This window comes from Mesorhizobium sp. M0276, from assembly GCF_040321755.1.
Classification (GTDB): Bacteria; Pseudomonadota; Alphaproteobacteria; order Rhizobiales; family Rhizobiaceae; genus Mesorhizobium.
The window spans coordinates 1-18,612 of the sequence record NZ_JAMYSC010000027.1 but is presented as its reverse complement, the minus strand read 5'-3'; the positions used below and the strand labels follow the sequence as shown (position 1 = coordinate 18,612).

The window sequence follows — 18,612 nt, the reverse complement described above, 5'->3', positions numbered from 1 at the left end:
GAAGTCGATCATGCTTCGAAATTGACTTGCGCATGCTTTCCGATGATAGGGTCGCGCGATGCGAATTGCCTTCTACGCGCCGCTGAAGTCGCCCAATCATCCCGTTGCCTCCGGCGACCGCCAGATGGCACGGATGCTGGTCAAGGCGCTGGAGCATGGAGGCCACAGCGTCGAACTGGCATCCGAATTGCGCTTCTATCTACGCGAACCGGAGCCGAAAAGTTTCGATGCGCTCAAGATAGAGGCCCGAGGGGAAGCCGCGCGGCTGACCAGGCTTTGGGATCGTGACGGCAAGCCCGATCTATGGTTCTGCTATCATCCCTATTATAAAGCGCCCGACCTGATCGGGCCCGAGCTGGCGTCGACCTTTGCTATCCCATATGTGACAGCGGAAGCTTCCTATTCGAGGCGGCGCAATGCCGGTATGTGGGCCGATACGCAAGCGTTGGTGGTGCGAGCCGTCGAGCAGGCGGCGCTGAACATCTGCTTCACGCAAAGGGATCGTCAGGGACTGGCAGATGCGATACCCGACGTCGCTCTTGATATGCTGTCGCCCTTCATCGACACATCGGTATTCCGGGAAATGCCGGGACGAGGTTGTCCGACGCGCCTCGTCACCGTTGCCATGATGCGCCCGGGCGACAAAGTCGAAAGCTATCGCATGCTGGCGCAAGCGCTCGGCGTGATCGGCCACCTGCCCTGGACCATGTCGGTCGTCGGCGACGGGCCCGCCCGTGACGAGGTCAAGGCGCAATTCGCCGGCTTGCCCGCCGACCGTATCGAATGGCTTGGCGCGATTGAGCCAGCCGCCGTGCCGGATGTCCTCTATGGTGGAGGAATTTACGTCTGGCCGGGTTTCGGCGAGGCCTATGGCGTTGCCTATCTTGAAGCACAGGCCGCCGGGCTTCCGGTGGTGGCTCAGGACATCGCCGGCGTGCCGGAAGTCGTGCGAGATGGCCAGACCGGGTTTCTCACCCCGCCGAGCGATGTGGCGGCGTTCGCTTCTGCCATTGAAAGGCTTCTGGCCCGTAACGACGAAAGAACCATCATGGCCGCAGAAGCCAGACGTTTCATCCTCGAAGAACGTTCCCTCGGCGTTGCAGCGGCGCGTCTGGCCGAACTTCTTCCGAAGGTCTCCGTTTCATGACATCCGATCGGATCTGGCAGCCCTTGGTGGAAGAACTGGCGGGCCGGCAGCGGGCGGGTCGTAAGGCAGAGTTCTGGCTGCGCGACGATGATGCCGTGGATCCGACACCTTCGCTTGATCGGCTGCTCGACCTCACCGGCGAGTTCGCGGTTCCGGTCACTCTGGCCGTCATTCCGGCCCTCACCGACGAGAAGCTTGTCGCCCGGCTTGACGAGGCGCCGCAAACCACGGTCGCCATCCATGGCTGGCTGCATCGAAATCATGCGCCCGAGGGTCAGAAAAAGCAGGAACTCGGCGCCCATCGGCCACGCGAGGCGGTGCTCGATGAACTGGCTGGCGGGCTGTCGCACGTAACCGGCCTGCACGGCGCGCGCACCATTCCGATGCTGGTGCCCCCCTGGAACAGGATCGACGCCGGCCTGGTATCCGACCTAGGATCGATAGGATTTGCGGCATTGTCGGTCTATGGGCCGCCGAAACCGGCCTCACTGGCGGTCATCAACAGCAATGTCGACATCATGGATTGGCATGGCACGCGCGGCTGCCGCGATCATGGCTTATTGGTCCAGGCTATCATCGCGCACTTGCAGCATGCATTCGACGACGAACCGGTCGGCCTGCTCACCCACCATCTCGTACATGATGAATCGGCCTGGCTTTTCCTCGAACGGCTGTTCACAGTCACTGCACAGACTGACCCCTGCGCATGGCTTCCAATCAGGACATTGATCGGGCGCAGCGCCGGCAAAGGAAAATAGCTCAGCGCTTTTTGTGCAATGAGACTGGAAATTCGAGCGTCTGGCCATCCCGCGCGGCAAAAGCGCCGGCAAACCTGTCTTTGGCCAGTTTCTCGATCTCATCCAGTTCCTCGTCGGTGCGTGTCGCATCGTGGTGAAACAGCGCAAGCCCTCGCGCACCGGCCGCCTCACAGAGTTTGACGCCCTGTTGCCATGTCGAGTGCCCGTTACCGCGGCGTCGTTCCATTTCCTCCTCGGTGTAGGTGCAGTCGTAGATGACGAGGTCGGCATCTTCGATGAGGCCGAGCACCGTGCGATCGAGTTTGTCCGGCTCGTGCTCAGTGTCTGTGATCACTGCCACGACGCGGCCGCCCCATTCGACCCGATAGCCGATGCAGCCGCCTGGGTGAACAAGACTGCCGGTTCGGACCACCACCCCTTCGCGCGGCCGAAGCACGTCTCCGGGCATGAAATCGCGGCAGTCGAGGCTTGCCTTGCAGACATCCAGTTTCACCGGAAACCACGGCGGCCGCATGAACTCATCGACCATCTGCCGGGTCGTCATGCGTCCTGCAAGATGCCCGGACCAAATCGTAACCTTGACGCCCCGGTCGTAGATCGGCGCGAAGAAGGGCAGCCCGATGATGTGATCGTAGTGGCAATGGGTGAAAAGCAGGTCGAAATCGGCCACTCCCGACTTCCGAAGCGCCCCGCCGGCAGGCCGCAGGCCAGAGCCCGCGTCGAACAGAAGCGTATGATTACCACATCGCAACTCAATGCAGCTTGTGTTGCCGCCATAGCGAGAGAATTCTGGCCCCGATACCGGAATGCTGCCGCGCACACCCCAAAACCTGACCAGGAAAACGTCGTCGTCCATGGTAGTCCCTTCGCGGTTCCCGTCGCTCATCGTAGCCAAACAACTGCTGCTAGAGCAATTCCAGGAACAGTGTGAACCAGTTTTCCGTCCGAATTTGCGTCCAAACAAGAGGCGAGACTGGTTTCCTCCAGTGACCTCAAGAGGCCAGTGCTATCACGACGGGGAGGATCGACCGCACGTCATTCGCTATTTGGCGCTTCGTGCGTCGATCAGATCCGCAGTGGTGTGGCTCAGGCGATCGGCAAGAACCCGCAATATCTCAATGGTCATTTCCGGCGACTCCTTCATAAGCCTCAGGAAATGTTCCTTGCTGATTCTTAAGGCTTCCAGCTGACTTGCCGCTCTGACGGTGGCAGTGCGGGAGCTGTTGCACAGTATGGCGATCTCGCCAACAATCGAATTTGGCACCATTTCGGCAACTTTTATCGGTCCGCTGTCGGAATCGACCAGAATATCTGCCCTGCCCGAAAGGATGACATAGGCGGCATCTCCCTCGTCGCCCTGCCGGAAAAGGATCTGGCCGGCGCTGTAGCTCACGCGATCGGATGTGAACGCAAGCAATTTGAGCTTTGTCAACTCGATGCCAGAAAACAAGGGAACGCGTTGCAGCATTCCAACTTCATCCTTGAGCAGCATTGTCGCAAACCTCAAAATTCGCGCTTGCCAGACTAGAGCAACGGGCGCCCAGATGGAATTAATTCCGTCTTCGGGACATCGCTCTACGACACCAGTTCCTTGAAGATACCGTTCTCTGCCAAAAGTGTCTCGTGTGTTCCGTCTTCCACCAATTGACCCGAGTCGAAGACGATAACGCGATCGAACATCATCGCCATTGACGGATTCGTAACGACCCACACAATTGCCGGCGAATGGCCGTCGCGTCTGGCCTCCTCGAGCACGTTTCGCAGCACCCTATCCTGCATGCGTTGGTCGAGCGCCGATAGTGGCCGGTTGAGAATGAGAAAATCGGGACGCTTGAGCAAGGCTCGGGCAACATCGAGCTTCTGTCGCTGTCCACCGGTCAGCCGCCTGCCGCCGGAGCCGACGTTGAAGTCCAGGCCAACATCCAGAAGTTCGGCATAAAGCCCCAGCTCGTCAAGAATGTCATAGAGGATGGAGCGTATGCGGTCCGGCGCGTCGGGATGATTGTTGCCCACACGCCCGAACAGGACATTATCCATGACGGTGGCCGCGGCAATGTATCTGGCAGGGTCATACCGTTCGACCGCAGTTTGCAGTTCGGGCGGCAGGTTTTCATAGAACCGGTTGCGGGCAGCGACGATCTTGCTCATCAGCTCATCGCTCAGCAGGCCGAAGCGGTGCCGAGGCTCGATGTAGGCAAAACTCAAGGTGACGATCATGGCACGGTCGTTCTCCGAAACCGCCTCGTAGGGACGATTCTTGAGCCGTTGCAGCAAGGTTTCGTAGGCGGGTATCTCGTCGGCGCTCATGAAGGCGAGCTGCTGGAAGAACTGGTGATCGGGTGGCAGGTCGGCAAATAGCTCAATCGCCTGCTGGGCGATTTCCATGCCCATTTCGTAGAGCGTTCGGTCGAGGCCGGCTTGTCTCAGCACAGAAGCAAAATAGGGATTGGCGGCAAGAGCCCTGTCGGCCAGTTCGGGGCCGGCGGCAGCGCCGAAGAGCAGGTTTTGGCCGATCGTTGCTTCCTTGTTGTAGGCGCCCGGTTCGAAAGGAACCACCAGTCCGCTCAGCCCTTCCTGGTCCAGCCGGGTTCGCAGCGCCGCACGCAGTTCGACGATCCGCCTGGCAAGCTCCGTGTGACGCGCGAGGTCGGCCGAAGAGCGCAAACCAAGATCCAGAATATCGCGCGACAGAACAACCGCGTCGAGCACCCGGCGCACGGCTTCAAAGAGGTCGTGCGGGCCAGTAGCGCCAGCGGAAGCATAGTTGATCCAGTCGCTGTGGATATCAAAATCCGGATTGCCCGACCGGCGCGCCTCGTGGATGTTCCAGCGATGCTGGTCCGCCGCGACACCGTCATAAGACGCCGATGTCAGCGGCGCATGCTTCAACCCGTAGAGCAGGTTGTCGCGAAGGCTTGCCTGGAACAGGAAAACATCCGACGAGGCATAGGACATGCGCCGGCCGGTCACTGCTTCGGGGAGTTCAAGCAGGTCGTCAGCGCCCGAAGCGACTCTTCCGCTGTCCGGCCAGTTCAGCCGCGCGAAAGCTTCTGCAAGCGCCTCCGCTCCACCTGTTGCGGTACTGACCAGCGCCACCGTCTCACCCGGCTTGACCTGGAGGGAGACACGGTTGAGGAGCATCGCACCGCCATCGTCTGCTATGGACAGACCGATCGCCGACAGGGGGTTGGTCATCGGTTCGGGATCGTCGATCGTCAATGCCCCGATTTTCGGCGCGATGAGACTCTCGACGGTGAACTGTTCAACCACCTGTTGATATTTGACCTGGACATCCTGCCGATCCTGATCCCAGTCGATCAGTTCCTTCATCGGTCCGGGCAGGTCCTTGTAGGCGCCGATCACGGCCACGAGCTGGCCGACGTCCAGTCGCCCCTGGATGACCAGATACCCGCCGATCATGTAGAACAGAAAGGGCGTGAGCTGCGCGAGAAAATTGTTGAGGAACTTCACCATGAATTTCCATTGGTAAAGATCGAAGCGGATTTTGAAGATGAGCCCGAGCCGGGCAGCTATGTCGGCGCGCTCGTAGTTTGATGTGTCGTGGACGTGAACCGCGCCGATGCCGTCGACGATTTCGCCAACCCGGCCCGAAAGCGCGCGCGCCGTCAACTGCCGTTGGCGCCCGAGCACGATCAGCCGCCGCCGCATTCGCGGGATGAGCACGATCTGGATCACCACGATCACGACCGCTATCATTCCGAGCCAGACGTTCTGGATCATGATGAACAGCATGGACGTCAGCGCCTGGCCGCCGAGCAGTACCGGCTGCAGGAAGGCATCGCCGATGAAGCCGCCCAGCGGCTCCACCTCGTCCTTCACCATGGTCGCCACTTCGGCGGATTTCACCCGCTTGAAGTAGACCGGCGGAAACCGCAGCACACGATCGACCAGATCGAAGCGGATACGCCGCAGCATACGTTCGCCGAGGCGGCCCTTGTAGGTGTTGATGTACAGTTTGAACAGGCCGTTGATGACGACCAGCAAGAGGAACACAAGGCTCAGGGCAAACAGCGTCTCCTTGCGGTCGAGCTGAAAACCGGAGAAGAACTGGACCTCTCCAATGAACGGCACGTTATAGTGTAGCCTCATGAATGGCTGGGTCGCGCCCGGTTGCTCGAAGCCCTTACCTTGGATCGGGCCGTTGACGATCAGCTTCGGCAGGTCGAAGGACATGAAATACGGGATCATCGAAAGCAGGACGATCATCAATATCCAGAGCTGCTGCTTCTTGGTGTGCGTCCAGATATAGCGGGCTAGGCTGGGTTCCATATGAGACTGTGGATCCTTCAGTTGGAAGGATGCGGGATGGAGACGCACCTGCTGGCGAATGGGATATCGGCAATTTCTTCGTCGTCAACGACAATCTCAAAGCTGCAGTGCAGGGAGATTGTCCTGCGCTCAGACGGTTCGCGGCTTCCGTGGGGTTTTGGCGAATAGCCGAGCACGAGGCTGCAGCTGCGCGGCTGGTACTGGCGGATGGACGCCGATGGTCCGGACAGACGCAGCCGGCTCTCTCCGGCATCGGGCAATGGCGAAGCGGCTTGCAGCATGATCACGTCCGCGGAACGAACAGCCTTGCGGGAGGCAAGATTGCGTTGTGTCGCCCGAAATCCCAACATACAAGACGAATATGATGGATGTCACGCAACCACGCAATGCCGGCATGGACTGGCACGAACATGCCCTGGATCTCACGCGGGGAATTGCTGCCTATGTCAACGACCCTCTCGTTGCCGGACTGGCGCGCGTCATCAGCAAGCATCCGAAGGCCGATATCGCCAACGCCTTCAACCACAAGCAGGTCGCCTGCAAGATGTGGGCGCTCGATAGGCTGTTCGAAAGCTGCGGCGGCCAGTTCGGGCGCATATGGGTTCTGGGTGGATGGTACGGCGTATTGCCCGCAATGCTTTTCAACGACGCTCGCTTCGACATCGCGTCGGTCGACAGCATCGACATCGATCCCGAAGTCGCGCCGGTCGCCGGGACTCTCAACCGGGACGCCGGCGACCGGTTCCGGGCGCTGACGGCAGATATGTACGCGCTCGACTATGCGGCCGGGCGGCCGGACCTGACGGTCAATACGAGCTGCGAACACATAGCCGATCTGCGCGCCTGGCTTGCTCTGCTTCCGCGGGGCACGAATGTACTGCTGCAATCGAACGACTATTTCAGCGAGCCGACACACATCAACTGCGTGGCTTCGCTGGCAGCCTTCGAAGCAATGGCGGCGCTACGGGAGGTGCGGTTCTCCGGCGAATTGCCGACAAAAAATTATACGCGCTTCATGCTGATTGGAGCGGTCTAGACCAAGACTAGGATCCAAAGTCCGTTTGATCATCAGCTTTTCCGAAACCGGGCCGCATTTTTAGGGACCATGTTCGATACCGCTCGCGCAGGATTTGCGCCGAGTGACGCGCGCCTTCTAGATCGAGACGATGCGCGGATGGCGTCGGTGCCACAAGTGCCTGTTCAATCGCTTGCGTCAAACCTTCAGGCGTTAGGTCCTTTTCCATCAGCACCGTTGCAAGACCGAGTTCTTCGAGCATCAGGGCGCGAACATTTTGTTCGGTTTCCCCGCCGGCTGCAAATGGAACGAGCAGGGAGCGACAACCCGCGCGCAGGACATCGCAGACCGTGTTGTAACCCGCCTGCGACACCGACAGGCGGGCGCCGGTCAGCAGGCTGGCGAAATCCTCGCGGAACCGGAAGATGGACAGGCCCGGCGTGGCATCGTCTACGATCGCGTCAAACTCGTCTTTCGGGAGGTTTGGGCCGGTGATCAAACACCATTTCCAACCGTTGTTGGCGTTCCGAGCCGCTGCGACGGTGGAGCCGACAAGGCTTTTTCCGGCAGCCCCGCCGCCAACCGACACCAGAACGTCGAAGCGCTCGGAGCCCACGGGCGATGGCGGCGCGGCAACGAGCCCTGTATAGGTGACTTCGACCCTGATCGCCCCAGCCAGTGGAAATGTCTTGTCGATGGTTGCGAAAGCCGGGTCGCCATGGACCATAACAAGGTCGAAATGTCGGTTGATGAGATCGATCGTTTCCTCGTTTCGGCCGGGCTTGACGCGCTCCTGAAGGATATCACGCACGGACGTCGCCAGCAGCGGTCTGGGCGACGCCGCGTCGATGGCCTCGAGCAGCGGCAAGAGTTCGAAACGCATCTGCCGGCGTCCAAATGGAAACGCCTCGATAATGACGATATCCGGCCTGCATTCCCGGAATGCCTGCAGCAGCATCTCAGAACGCCGTTTCCTGAAATCATCGTCGATGGGTTTGCCCTGCAGATCGACAAGTCCGGAAAATCCTTCATCACCGGAGGTGACAGGTGGCAGGGTTACAGATTTTACCCCGAGTCCCGGAAACCCCGCGACCGGCGCTCCGCCGGTCACCACGGTTACGTCGAACCCGTCATCGACCAGAGCCGCCGCGACACGGCTAGAGCGCGCGAGATGACCGATACCGAGCAGGTGCTGGACATAAAGGAAGGCGCGCAGCCGGGTCAATCGGCGGCCCGCCACTCGCGCTCGAACAGTTCCTTGAGCTGTCCAATGCTTGCCAGATGATCGAAATTGCCGCGCACGCGCCGCTCTGCTGCGTCGCCGAGGCGGGTGCGCAGCACGGGATCGCGGATCAGGCGCTCCAGCGCCTGTGCCAGGGCAATTGGATTTTCCGTCGGAACCAGCAGCCCGGTTTCATCCGGCGATAAAATCTCCGGCACGCCGGAAATATTGGTCGACACGCAGGCAAGCCGCTGGCTAGCCGCCTCCATCAGAACATTCGGCAGACCGTCCCGGTCGCCATTAGCGGTGATCCTGCAGGCCAGGGCGAAGATATCGGCGCAGCGGTAGTGCTCAAGCACCTCCTCCTGCGCGAGCGCGCCTTTCCAAGAGACGCGACCACTCAGTCCCAGCTTTTGCGCCAGTACCTTGAGCCGTTCCAGTTCCTCGCCGTCGCCGATATGCTCGAAACGCCACGCCAAATCGCCAGGCAAGAGGGCAAGAGCCTCCAGCAAGGTATCGTAGCCTTTCTTTTCAACGGCACGCCCGACACTCAGAAGGATAACCGGTTCGTCAAGCGCCGAGCCGTCATGATGCTTTCGCGCCTCGCCAAAACTGCCGAAACGATCGAGGTCGAGCCCATGGTAGCTCAGATGCACGGACGAGTTGCCGTTAGCGAGTTCTTTGAGACGGTCGAAGCCAGTCTTCGTGCAAGTGACCGTCCAGCGCGCCGAGGAAAGCTTGCCGGCCAAATCCCAGTCCGCCGAAGTCCAGATGTCCTTGGCATGGGCTGAGCAGCTCCAGGGCAGGCTAAGAAGCTGGCTGGCATAGCGCGTCACCGATGCCGGTGTGTGCACGAAATGTGCATGCAACCATCCCGCGTCTTTCGGCCATTCGGCCGCCAGCACGAGCGCTTGCCCGAAACGGCGCGCGCGATTGCGGGTAAAGTCGCGGGGGATATCGGCAGCCAGCGATCCGAGCGCGCGCCAGAAGCCCGGCCGCAGCAAACAAGCAAACAGCGAGCGAAGCACGCGAAGCGGCTCTTCATGCAGATATTCCGGCAGATAGTGGACGGCCGCTTTGATCTCGTCATGCACGGGGTGGCGTTTTGCGTCGGTCGGCCGCCTGAGCGCGACGAGTATCAGTTCGAACCCCGCACGCTCCAGACCGAGCAGTTCCTGCGCGATAAAGGTTTCCGAGACGCGCGGATAGCCCTTCAGAACCACGACAATCTTGCGATGTCGCAAGTCAGTTCATTCCTTCAATGACCGACAGGCGATGGCCGGGCCGCCGGTCGAGCAGTTCCGCGACGATTTCGGAAATATGAGGCAGCCCTTCCAGCGTCAGATGCGGATTGCTCTGTGATGGGCGGGGCCAGTCCGGCAGTGCCACCAGTGCATCGGCAAACCGCTGCGAGTCCTTGGCTTCTTCCGGCAAAAACATCTCGATGAGGCCGAGTTCGGCTGCGCGCCGAGCGCGGATCAGTTGTTCCTCGCGGGGCTCGACGCGCGGCACGATCAGCGCCGGCTTGTCGAACGATAGTATCTCGCAATAGGTGTTGTAACCGCCCATCGCCACAACCGCCTTGGCGCCGGCAATCAGGTCTTCCATGCGATTGTCGAACTCGATGATCTTGATGTACGGGATCTTGGATCCCTTCTTGATCAGCTTGTTGCGCTTGCGCGCCGGCATGTAAGGTCCAAGCACGATCAGCGCCCTGTGTTGCAATTGCGGATCCTGCTGATAGGCATCGATGACGTCGTGGATCAGTTCGGCGCCGTCGCCTCCGCCACCGGTGGTAACGAGGATATAATCGCCCTCGGGCCGGTGGCCGGGCAACTCGTTCCGCTGCAGGCTCCGTTGCAGGAAACCGACGAATCTCATCTTTGCCCTGACAACCGGCGGCACATCCAAGCCGGTCAACGGATCGTAGAAATCCGGCGGACCATAGGCCCAGATCTTGTCGTAGAACAGGCCTATCTTGCGCATCACATCCCTGCGTGCCCACTCTGCCTCGAGCAGATGCGGCGCATCCATCACCTCGCGCAGGCCAAGCACCAGCGTGGTCCCCCGCGTCTTGAGGTACGACAGCGTGTCCTCAATCTCACCGCGCAGGCCGAGCGGTTCCTTGTCGACGATGAAGATATCCGGCCGGAAGGTCTCGGCTGTGTGGCGGATGATCGACTGACGCATCCTTAGCGTCTCATGCAGATCTATATCCTTTTCCAGCGAGGTGTACTCGCCGTTGCGCAATTTGATGACGCTGGGGATCTTCACGAAGTCGACACGGGCACGGTAGTCGAAGGCGCCCGCGATAGGCGCACCCGAAATAATAAGCACCTGAAGTCCCCGGAAATCCTCGACCAGCGAATGCGCGATCGTCCGGCAGCGCTGCAAGTGGCCAAGCCCGAACGTGTCGTGGCTGTACATGAGAATTCGAGCATTTTCTGCGTGCTGGGTCATTATTGAACGTCTTTTCGAATTCTCGCCTTGAGGACCGTGACAAACCCGCAGGCTTCGGAACCCCCTGGCTGTACCGACCTGTTGTGAAACATGACGGCGCAATTTTCAATTTGTATTAGCAGAAAACCGCAGATCGCCTAGTTATCCGCGAACTCATCGACTTTGCCCTTCATCCGAAGGCTTCAGGCACCGCCCGGCCAGGATCGGGCCGTTCCCCGCCACACGGTCCGCCGTGATGAACCCTCGTTGTCCGCTCGGCAAGCGGTCGCTGCCGCTGCAACGGCTTACGGTCCGGTCCTCGCAACGAAACCATTTCGGCTTCGTCGGTGCCCGAATTTTGCACGATTCCACCGCCCGAGCCGATTGGTGCTACACTGACAGCCAGTTAACGCGACGGACCGGTGTTCGGTGATATGACCAAAGCAACCGCTTTACCCGACAGAGTGGATTTCGACGTGGCCGCAGGTGAGACCTTGCTTGAGGCGGCTCTCAGATCGGGCGTGCCATTTGCCCACGCATGCGGCGGCAGGGCGAAATGCTCGACATGTCGCGTTTGGGTTCTCGACGGCATTGAGGCTTGCCCGGACCGCAATCCCGACGAAACCCAGATGGCGAACCGGTTGAGATTGGCCGATGAGGTTCGGCTGGCCTGTCAACTCCGGCCGGAAGGCGAGCTTCGCGTCCGACGCCTGGTGCTAGACGAAACCGACATGATGATCACCAGCCAGCTTGGTGCTTCTGCCGCGACGCGTTGCGGCGAAGCAAGGCGTGTTGCGGTCTTCTTCAGCGACATTGTAGATTTCACAGCGCTGTCGGAGCGGCTTTCCCCCTATGACGTGATGTATCTGCTCAATCGCTACTTCGCCCAGGTCGGCGACATCATCGAGCAGAATGGCGGTTTCATCGACAAACTGATCGGCGATGGGCTCATGGCAATATTCGGTATCGACGACCAGCCAGACGCTCCGCTCCGCGCCGTGAACGCAGCACTTCAGACCCTCGCCACAGTCGATCGTCTGAAGCCGTTCTTTGCCTCGATGTATGGCATCGATTTCGATATTCGTATCGGCCTCAACTATGGCGAAGCCGTCATCGGCACATTGGGTTTTGCTGGACACGAACGTCTCACGGCCATCGGCGACGTTGTAAATCTGGCCAGCCGGGTCGAGTCCGCCAATAAAGATGCCGGTACGCGCTTGCTGATATCCGAGGCCCTCCGCGACCAGATCGCCGAAAAGGTGGAAATCGGCGACTTCGTCAGGGTACGCCTTCGCGGTACCGGGGAGCGCACAAGCCTGTTCGAAATCGTCAGGCTGAAACCCGAAATTGACGCCGAGCTGAATGCCAAGGGGCTTCGCGAAACCATCCGTCAGGGCGGCAGGAGGTGGGTTCGCGCTTTTTCCGAAGACGAGCTTCAGCCCTACGAACGTCGGATTCTCGATTTTGAAGATTACGATATCGTCGTCGTTCGTGGATCCGACAACTATTGCGCCTTCAACAATGCTTGCCCGCATCTTCATCTGCCGCTCTACGAACGCCGAAGTTCCGCTCAGGTCGAGGCGCTGCAGCTCCCACACACGGGGAGCACGATCACCGCAGATCTTGGCCTGGTCTGTCGTTGGCATCAGAGTTGTTTCGACCTGCTTACCGGCGAAATCAGGCAGTGGGCCAAGTTGGAGCACGACGGTACCAGGGCGGGCCTTGAATATTTGGGTGACATTTCGAAGAACCGCGCAAAGCTGATCGTATATCCTTGCCGAAAGCAGGACGGTTTTGTGTGGATCGGGCTCGAGTGAGAACGACGGCCCGATATTTCAGTTTTTCCGTCGGACCCATTGCAATGTCCGGATTGGGTCATTCTCGTCGGTTGTGGCTTGCTGTTCACGTCCGGTCACGAAGCAATCCGGGATATCTGAGTTTGCCATTGATAATGCACGTCGCCGCGACGGCGGCACCTTTGCGCTTGCCTTGAAGACATCCTAGTTTGGAGGCTAGTAACCGCTCGTGAGCATAGAATGTCGGCACTGCCTTTCTTAAGAATTTACGCGCCGCTCAACGCGCTGCTGGCTGCGATTGGGCTTGTGGCGGTGGCTACGCTCACGACACCGGACATGTCCGGACGAAGCAGACTGGCTCTGGCTGCAGTCCTCGCTGTCATCTGGGGCGTCTATCTCCTGCAACTGGCCGAGACGCTGCTCAAGCGCCGGGCGGGAGACGTTCGGGACAGGACGCCGGCAATCGCAATTGATGTGCTCGCGGTTTTGGTTCCGCTTGCCGCATTTCTACTCGTCGGCATGCCCGACCGGAGCCTCTACTGTGCTGTCTGGCTGCTGAAACCTCTGCGCGACTCGACTTTCTTCCCCCTGCTGGGCAGGATCCTGACCAACGAAGCGCGCAACCTGATCGGCGTTACGACGCTCTTCGGCGTCGTTCTGTTCGGTGTCGCGCTCGCGGCCTATGTCATCGAGCGCGACGCCCAACCGGAAAAGTTCGGCAGCATCCCCCAGGCAATGTGGTGGGCGGTGGTCACGCTGTCCACCACCGGCTATGGCGACGCTATTCCGCAAAGCTTCGCCGGCCGCGTCCTGGCCGGGATGGTCATGATGAGTGGCATCGGCATCTTCGCGCTCTGGGCTGGCATTCTTGCCACCGGCTTTTATCAAGAAGTCCGTCGCGAGGATTTCGTTCGCAATTGGCAATTGGTCGCCGCCGTGCCGTTGTTTCAGAAGCTCGGCCCGGCCGCGCTAGTCGAGATCGTGCGCGCGTTAAGACCTCGCGTCATGCCGGCGGGCGCCGTGATCTGCCGCAATGGCGAAACCGGTGATCAGATGTTCTTCGTCGTGGAGGGGCGCGTCAGCGTCGCGACGCCGAACCCGGTGGAGCTTGGCCCTGGCGCCTTCTTCGGCGAGATGGCGCTGATCAGCGGCGAACCGCGCTCGGCGACCGTCAGCGCCGCAACGGTGGTCTCGCTCCTGTCGCTGCACTCGGCGGATTTCCAGATGCTGTGCAGCAGCAGCCCGGAGATCGCGGAAATCATCCGCAAGACCGCGCTCGAGCGGCGCGGCGCGGCACCGCACTAGGTGTGTTCTTCAGGAGGAGTATGTGATGGCAAGGTTGTGTGCCGCTTATCGGCCATTCTGTTGTCCCTGGTGACCGCCTGACATCGCCTCGCTTGGCTGTCCTGTCTCGCGCGAAGGCCGACGACATGCTGTTGCGGCAGACGCTCGAACTTCAGAAAGGTGAGAAGTTCCCGGAGGCCGTCGTTTACGGGGAGAAGATGCCGGCAGGCAGATGAGAGGGCGCCAACCTCTGGAAGGGTGGGCAAATTCCAATTCGAAGTGGTTGCCCCAGCCCTGCACGAAAACTGCACAAGCTTGCGGGAAACCTCCTCGCATCCGCCGCACCGTTTCCTCGCCGGCCTGCGAGACAGGCGGCATGCAAAAGCGAGCAAAACCCTGTTGGTCCCTGCCCTATCGGCTGCGCAGTGAAGGCTGGTGGCTGGCCGATCCGCCGTGCGCAAGCTCTTTGGCGATGCTCATTCCGTTTGCCCGCAAGCGCCCGGCGCCAATCCGGCTCGAAGCCATCAGGGAAGCCAGGTGATGACCTCGCCGTTCACCGCCGTGCCGAGCTGTTGCAGCCGCTTCGGCGTTGCCGTGCTGTTGCCAGCACTTGCGGAATTTCTCTTTTATGGCCAACCCGCCGGGATCACGGTTTTCCTGTTCGCCTTCCTGCTTGCCGCCCGCATCGCGCTGGGAAAATCCAACGAATGGCTGCTGTCGGCCAATCTTCCGACGTTATCTCTGGCGCTCCATGCCGGCTGTCTCATCAATTTCGCCGCGCTGATTGCCAATTACAATGTCGCCATTCCTTCGAAATGACCGGCCAGGGGCGTTCCCCTCGACTGGCGGCTGCTACGCACTCTCGACACCAAGGACCCGTTCGTGGTTCCTGACCATATCGAATCCCATTTGCCGGGCCGCTGATCGATGCCGTATCACATCCTCGTCGCCGACGACGATCCGCATATCCGCGAGGTGATCTGCTTCGCGCTTGAAAAGGCCGGCATGAAGACGCAGGCGGTGGCCCACGGCGCCGCCGTGCTGCAAGCGATCGAACGGCGCAGACCTGACCTGGTCGTGCTCGACATCGGCATGCCGGAGATGGACGGGCTGGAAGTCTGCCGGCGGCTGCGGCACACATCCGATGTGCCGGTGCTGTTCCTGTCCGCGCGTGACGAAGAGATCGATCGCATATTGGGCCTCGAAATGGGCGGCGACGACTATGTGACGAAACCGTTCAGCCCGCGCGAGCTGGTGGCCCGGGTCAACGTCATCCTGCGGCGCGCCCGCCCGGCGTCGCCCGAACCGGTAGACGACCGGCAGTTCGTGCATGGCAAGCTTGCTTTGGCGCCGGCCAGCCATGCCGCCAGCTTCGACGGCAAGCCGCTTGCCCTGACGGGGATAGAGTTCTCGATCCTGAAGGGGTTCCTGGCGCGGCCGACGCATGTGCTCGACCGCGACGCGGTGACGGCCAGCGCCTATGCAGGCAATATCCATGTCGCCGGCCGCACCGTCGACAGCCATATCCGCAACATCCGCGCCAAATTGGCGGCACTGGGTTGCCCTGAGGTCATCGAGACCGTGCATGGCGTCGGCTTCCGGCTCGGCCGATGCGGCTGACTTCCAGCAAGTGGATCGGCCGCAAATGGCGGCCTCGCCTCGCCACGGTCGTCGTCGCCATCCTGATCGTGGTGATGGCCTTGCCGCTGGTCGGCCTGTTCTTCTTCCGGCTCTACGAGAATCAGCTGATCCGCCAGACCGAGGCGGAGCTGATCGCGCAAGGTGCCGCCATCGCCGCCATCTATGCGCAGGACGTGCGTGACGCCGGCATTGCCCCGGACAAACTCGGCGCATCGATGCAACAGGCAGGTGGGAATGCGAGCCGAAGTGCCAATCCGGACCTGTACAGGCCGATCGAGCCGCAACTCGATCTTGCCTCGGACTACGTGCTTCCCACGCGGCCGGCGGCGGTGACTGCGACCGCCGACCCAGCCTTCGCCGCGATCGGCATCCGCCTGTCCGGCATTCTCGACGCCACCCAGAAAACCACGCTGGCCGGCTTCCGGCTGCTCGACCCCACAGGCGTCGTCATTGCCGGGCGCGGCGAGGTCGGCCAGTCGCTTGGCGATATCGAAGAGGTGCGCGAGGCACTCAGCGGCCGCTATGCCAGCGCGCTCAGGCTGCGCATCCCCGACCAGCCGGCGCCCCCGCTCTATTCGGTCAGCCGCGGCACCAAGGTGCGTGTCTTCGTCGCCTTGCCGGTCGCCGTCGATGGCCAGGTCGCCGGTGTCGTCTATGTGTCGCGGACGCCTAACAACATCATGAAACATCTCTATGGCGAGCGCGGCAAGGTGACGTTGGCGGCGATCGCCATTCTCGGCGGCACGCTGCTCATCGGCCTGGTTTTCCTGCGCACCGTCAGCCGGCCGATCTATGCGCTGATCGATCGCACCGAGCGCATCGCCGCCGGCGACCGAGCGGCGATCCGGCCGCTCGACCACCACGGCACATACGAGATGGCCGAGCTTTCCGCCGCCTTCCTCGACATGGCCGAAAAACTGCAGGCGCGCTCGGATTCCATCCAGACGTTTGCCACCCATGTCTCGCACGAGCTCAAATCGCCACTGACGGCGATCCAGGGTGCGGCCGAGCTGCTGCGCGATTCAGGAAGCTCGATGGACGATACGGAGCGTCGGCGCTTTTCCAACAATATCGTCACCGATGCGGGGCGGCTCAATCTGCTGGTGCGGCGCCTGCTTGACCTGGCGCGCGCCGAAAACCTGGCGCCGAGCGGCGAAAGCACCTCGATCGGCGCGGCACTGGCGCTGCTCCCGGTGGACAATAGGCTGGCAGTCCGCGTCGAGGCGGGCGGCGATCTGGCCTTGTGCATATCGGCGGAGAACGCGGCAATCGTGCTTGCCAATCTCATCGACAATTCGGCCAGGCACGGCGCGACGCAGGTTTCGATTGCCGCGACAAGCGCCGGTGGCAAGGCGGCCATTCAGGTCAGTGACGATGGTGCTGGCATTTCGCCGAGCAACCAAGCGCGCATCTTCGAGCGTTCTTCACCACGCGCCGCGATTCGGGCGGCACCGGCATGGGCCTCGGCATCGTCCTGGCCCTCCTGAAAGCGCATGATGGTATGATCGCACTGGTTGACTCCGAACGCGGCACGCGCTTCGAGATCATCTTGCCAGCCGCTTGATTTCATCGGCGGCTCGAATCGGAAAGGCGAGAAAAAGTGCGCTACGACATCGTCATCATCGGCGGGGCCATCGTCGGATCCTCGGTCGCCTATTATCTGCGCGAGGAAGGGTTTTCCGGCTCGATCGCCTTGATCGAGCGCGATCCGCAGTTCGCCCGCGCGGCAACGACGCTATCCATGGCCTCGATCCGCCAGCAATTCTCGATCCCGGAAAACATCCGGCTGTCGCAGTTCACGCTGAAACTGTTCCGGCGGCTGAAGGAAGAGTTCGGCGCGGATGCCGATATCGGCTTTCGCGAGGGTGGCTATCTCATCCTTGCCGGCGAGGACGGGCTGCCGATCCTGAAGGCCAATCACGACGTGCAGATGGCCGAGGGCGCCGACATCGTTCTCGAGGACGCCGACGCGCTGGTGCGCCGCTTCCCGTGGCTATCGGCCGAAGGCATCACCGCCGGTACCTATGGCCGGACAGGCGAGGGCTGGTTCGACGCGCATGCGATGCTGATGCTGTTCCGCAAGGCGCTGCGCGAGAAGAAGATCGATTTCATCACCGCTGATGTCACCAATATTGCGTGCGACGGCAACCGCGTCACCAGCGTCAGGCTCGACAATGGCGAGGTGCTGGAGGCCGGCATCGTCGTCAACGCCGCTGGGCCGAACGCCGGCAAGGTGGCCGGCATGGCCGGCCTGGCGCTGCCGGTAGAGCCGCGCAAGCGCAATGTCTTCGTCTTCGAGGCGCGCGAGAAATACGCCGACATGCCACTGCTGGTCGACCCGTCCGGCATCTATGTGCGCCCGGAAGGTTCGGTCTATCTCACCGGCGGTGCCGAACCGGAAGAGGGCGATGGCCCGGCCGCCCCTGGGGATTTCGAGGTTGATTGGCCGCTTTTCGAAGAGGTGATCTGGCCGGTGTTGGCGACCCGCATTCCAGCTTTCGAGGCGATCAAGCCGACGCGCGCCTGGGCCGGCCACTACGATTACAACACGCTTGACCAGAACGCGGTGATCGGCCCGCATCCTCAGGTCGGCAACTTCCTGTTCGCCAACGGGTTCTCCGGCCACGGCCTGCAGCAGGCGCCGGCGGTCGGCAAGGCGCTGGCCGAGCTGATCGTGCATGGGGGTTATCGCACGGTGGACTGTTCGGCGTTCAGCTATGGCCGCATCGCGGAAGGGCGGGCGTTTCGGGAATTGAATGTGATTTGAGACGGGGGCGTCGCAGAATAAAGCCGTTCTGTCGAGTTCCCGCCCACCCCCCTCTGGCCTGCCGGCCATCTCCCCCGCAAGGAGGGAGATTACGCGCTCAACCGCTTTCGCCAATCTCCAGCGTGGCAAGAATGAGCGGAGCGTCGAAGTTGCTATCTCCCCCCTTGCGGCAGGGCTATCGCATATGAGTAAAGAGCTGGAAGAGGAAGTCTCTGTTCCATCTGGCTCTTCGCATCTTGCTGGCGATGGGTTT

15 protein-coding genes and 1 pseudogene are annotated in these 18,612 nt (G+C 61.1%); 9 read left to right on the top strand and 7 right to left on the bottom strand.

The annotated features are described in order from the left end of the window. The first annotated feature begins 58 nt into the window (after positions 1-58). Positions 59-1,147 carry a glycosyltransferase family 4 protein gene (locus tag NKJ01_RS21115; protein WP_352730662.1) on the top strand — a complete coding sequence of 363 codons (1,089 nt, stop codon included), beginning with the start codon at positions 59-61 and terminating at the stop codon, positions 1,145-1,147. After that, positions 1,144-1,905: a polysaccharide deacetylase family protein gene (locus NKJ01_RS21110; RefSeq protein WP_023762175.1), complete on the top strand. Its 762-nt coding sequence runs from the start codon at positions 1,144-1,146 to the stop codon at positions 1,903-1,905. The genes NKJ01_RS21115 and NKJ01_RS21110 overlap by 4 nt, the downstream gene beginning before the upstream one ends. A gap of 1 nt (position 1,906) precedes the next feature. Here NKJ01_RS21110 and NKJ01_RS21105 read toward each other — a convergent pair whose 3' ends face one another. From NKJ01_RS21105 to NKJ01_RS21090, 4 genes are all read right to left on the bottom strand, one after another. Then, positions 1,907-2,761 carry an MBL fold metallo-hydrolase gene (locus NKJ01_RS21105; RefSeq protein WP_352730753.1) on the bottom strand — a complete coding sequence of 285 codons (855 nt, stop codon included), beginning with the start codon at positions 2,759-2,761 and terminating at the stop codon, positions 1,907-1,909. A 186-nt stretch (positions 2,762-2,947) separates the two neighbouring features. Next, complete coding sequence (locus tag NKJ01_RS21100) at positions 2,948-3,397, bottom strand: cyclic nucleotide-binding domain-containing protein (protein ID WP_352605636.1); 450 nt, start codon at positions 3,395-3,397, stop codon at positions 2,948-2,950. A gap of 83 nt (positions 3,398-3,480) precedes the next feature. Further along, positions 3,481-6,195, bottom strand: coding sequence for an ABC transporter transmembrane domain-containing protein (locus NKJ01_RS21095; RefSeq protein WP_023762178.1), 2,715 nt, complete (start codon positions 6,193-6,195; stop codon positions 3,481-3,483). Positions 6,196-6,212: 17 nt separating this feature from the next. After that, entirely contained in the window at positions 6,213-6,476 is a 264-nt protein-coding gene (locus tag NKJ01_RS21090; RefSeq protein ID WP_352730659.1) for a hypothetical protein, read from the bottom strand. A gap of 83 nt (positions 6,477-6,559) precedes the next feature. On the opposite strand from NKJ01_RS21090, the gene NKJ01_RS21085 reads away from it, so the two are divergent. Continuing rightward, complete coding sequence (locus NKJ01_RS21085) at positions 6,560-7,231, top strand: class I SAM-dependent methyltransferase (protein ID WP_352605714.1); 672 nt, start codon at positions 6,560-6,562, stop codon at positions 7,229-7,231. A 7-nt stretch (positions 7,232-7,238) separates the two neighbouring features. Here the strand turns inward: NKJ01_RS21085 and NKJ01_RS21080 are convergent, their stop codons facing one another. The 3 genes from NKJ01_RS21080 to NKJ01_RS21070 are packed head-to-tail and all read right to left on the bottom strand — an operon-like array spanning position 7,239 to position 10,892. Then, the gene (locus NKJ01_RS21080) at positions 7,239-8,435 is read right to left on the bottom strand and encodes a glycosyltransferase family protein (RefSeq protein WP_352730657.1); all 1,197 of its coding nucleotides are present in this window, start codon (positions 8,433-8,435) and stop codon (positions 7,239-7,241) included. Next, on the bottom strand, positions 8,432-9,676 hold the full coding sequence (locus NKJ01_RS21075; protein WP_352730655.1) for a glycosyltransferase: 1,245 nt from the start codon (positions 9,674-9,676) through the stop codon (positions 8,432-8,434). Before NKJ01_RS21075 ends, NKJ01_RS21080 begins: the two co-directional genes overlap by 4 nt. 1 nt (position 9,677) lies before the next feature. Continuing rightward, the gene (locus tag NKJ01_RS21070; RefSeq protein WP_031261200.1) at positions 9,678-10,892 is read right to left on the bottom strand and encodes a glycosyltransferase family protein; all 1,215 of its coding nucleotides are present in this window, start codon (positions 10,890-10,892) and stop codon (positions 9,678-9,680) included. Positions 10,893-11,305: 413 nt separating this feature from the next. Between NKJ01_RS21070 and NKJ01_RS21065 the strand changes: the two genes are divergently transcribed. The 6 genes and pseudogenes from NKJ01_RS21065 to NKJ01_RS21040 all read left to right on the top strand — a co-directional run bounded on the left by NKJ01_RS21065 (position 11,306) and on the right by NKJ01_RS21040 (position 18,359). Beyond that, a complete protein-coding gene (locus tag NKJ01_RS21065) occupies positions 11,306-12,688 on the top strand; it encodes an adenylate/guanylate cyclase domain-containing protein (protein WP_352730653.1) in 1,383 nt (460 codons plus the stop codon). Positions 12,689-12,907: 219 nt separating this feature from the next. Further along, complete coding sequence (locus NKJ01_RS21060; protein ID WP_352730651.1) at positions 12,908-13,972, top strand: cyclic nucleotide-gated potassium channel; 1,065 nt, start codon at positions 12,908-12,910, stop codon at positions 13,970-13,972. Positions 13,973-14,491: 519 nt separating this feature from the next. Next, positions 14,492-14,770 carry a hypothetical protein gene (locus NKJ01_RS21055; protein ID WP_352730649.1) on the top strand — a complete coding sequence of 93 codons (279 nt, stop codon included), beginning with the start codon at positions 14,492-14,494 and terminating at the stop codon, positions 14,768-14,770. 108 nt (positions 14,771-14,878) lie between these two features. Next, entirely contained in the window at positions 14,879-15,571 is a 693-nt protein-coding gene (locus NKJ01_RS21050; RefSeq protein ID WP_352730647.1) for a response regulator, read from the top strand. Further along, a pseudogene (locus tag NKJ01_RS21045) lies at positions 15,562-17,156 on the top strand (ATP-binding protein). The gene NKJ01_RS21050 and the pseudogene NKJ01_RS21045 overlap by 10 nt, the downstream one beginning before the upstream one ends. 36 nt (positions 17,157-17,192) lie before the next feature. Then, positions 17,193-18,359 carry an NAD(P)/FAD-dependent oxidoreductase gene (locus NKJ01_RS21040; protein ID WP_352730645.1) on the top strand — a complete coding sequence of 389 codons (1,167 nt, stop codon included), beginning with the start codon at positions 17,193-17,195 and terminating at the stop codon, positions 18,357-18,359. Positions 18,360-18,612: the final 253 nt, after the last annotated feature.

Excerpts from the sequence above, each read along its gene's own strand:
- NKJ01_RS21085 (WP_352605714.1), top strand. The coding sequence starts at position 6,560 with ATGGATGTCACGCAACCACGCAATGCCGGCATGGACTGGCACGAACAT.
- NKJ01_RS21065 (WP_352730653.1), top strand. The coding sequence starts at position 11,306 with ATGACCAAAGCAACCGCTTTACCCGACAGAGTGGATTTCGACGTGGCC.
- NKJ01_RS21070 (WP_031261200.1), bottom strand. The coding sequence starts at position 10,892 with ATGACCCAGCACGCAGAAAATGCTCGAATTCTCATGTACAGCCACGAC.
- NKJ01_RS21050 (WP_352730647.1), top strand. The coding sequence starts at position 14,879 with ATGCCGTATCACATCCTCGTCGCCGACGACGATCCGCATATCCGCGAG.
- NKJ01_RS21115 (WP_352730662.1), top strand. The coding sequence starts at position 59 with ATGCGAATTGCCTTCTACGCGCCGCTGAAGTCGCCCAATCATCCCGTT.
- NKJ01_RS21105 (WP_352730753.1), bottom strand. The coding sequence starts at position 2,761 with ATGGACGACGACGTTTTCCTGGTCAGGTTTTGGGGTGTGCGCGGCAGC.
- NKJ01_RS21090 (WP_352730659.1), bottom strand. The coding sequence starts at position 6,476 with ATGCTGCAAGCCGCTTCGCCATTGCCCGATGCCGGAGAGAGCCGGCTG.
- NKJ01_RS21100 (WP_352605636.1), bottom strand. The coding sequence starts at position 3,397 with ATGCTGCTCAAGGATGAAGTTGGAATGCTGCAACGCGTTCCCTTGTTT.
- NKJ01_RS21095 (WP_023762178.1), bottom strand. The coding sequence starts at position 6,195 with ATGGAACCCAGCCTAGCCCGCTATATCTGGACGCACACCAAGAAGCAG.
- NKJ01_RS21055 (WP_352730649.1), top strand. The coding sequence starts at position 14,492 with ATGACCTCGCCGTTCACCGCCGTGCCGAGCTGTTGCAGCCGCTTCGGC.
- NKJ01_RS21060 (WP_352730651.1), top strand. The coding sequence starts at position 12,908 with ATGTCGGCACTGCCTTTCTTAAGAATTTACGCGCCGCTCAACGCGCTG.
- NKJ01_RS21110 (WP_023762175.1), top strand. The coding sequence starts at position 1,144 with ATGACATCCGATCGGATCTGGCAGCCCTTGGTGGAAGAACTGGCGGGC.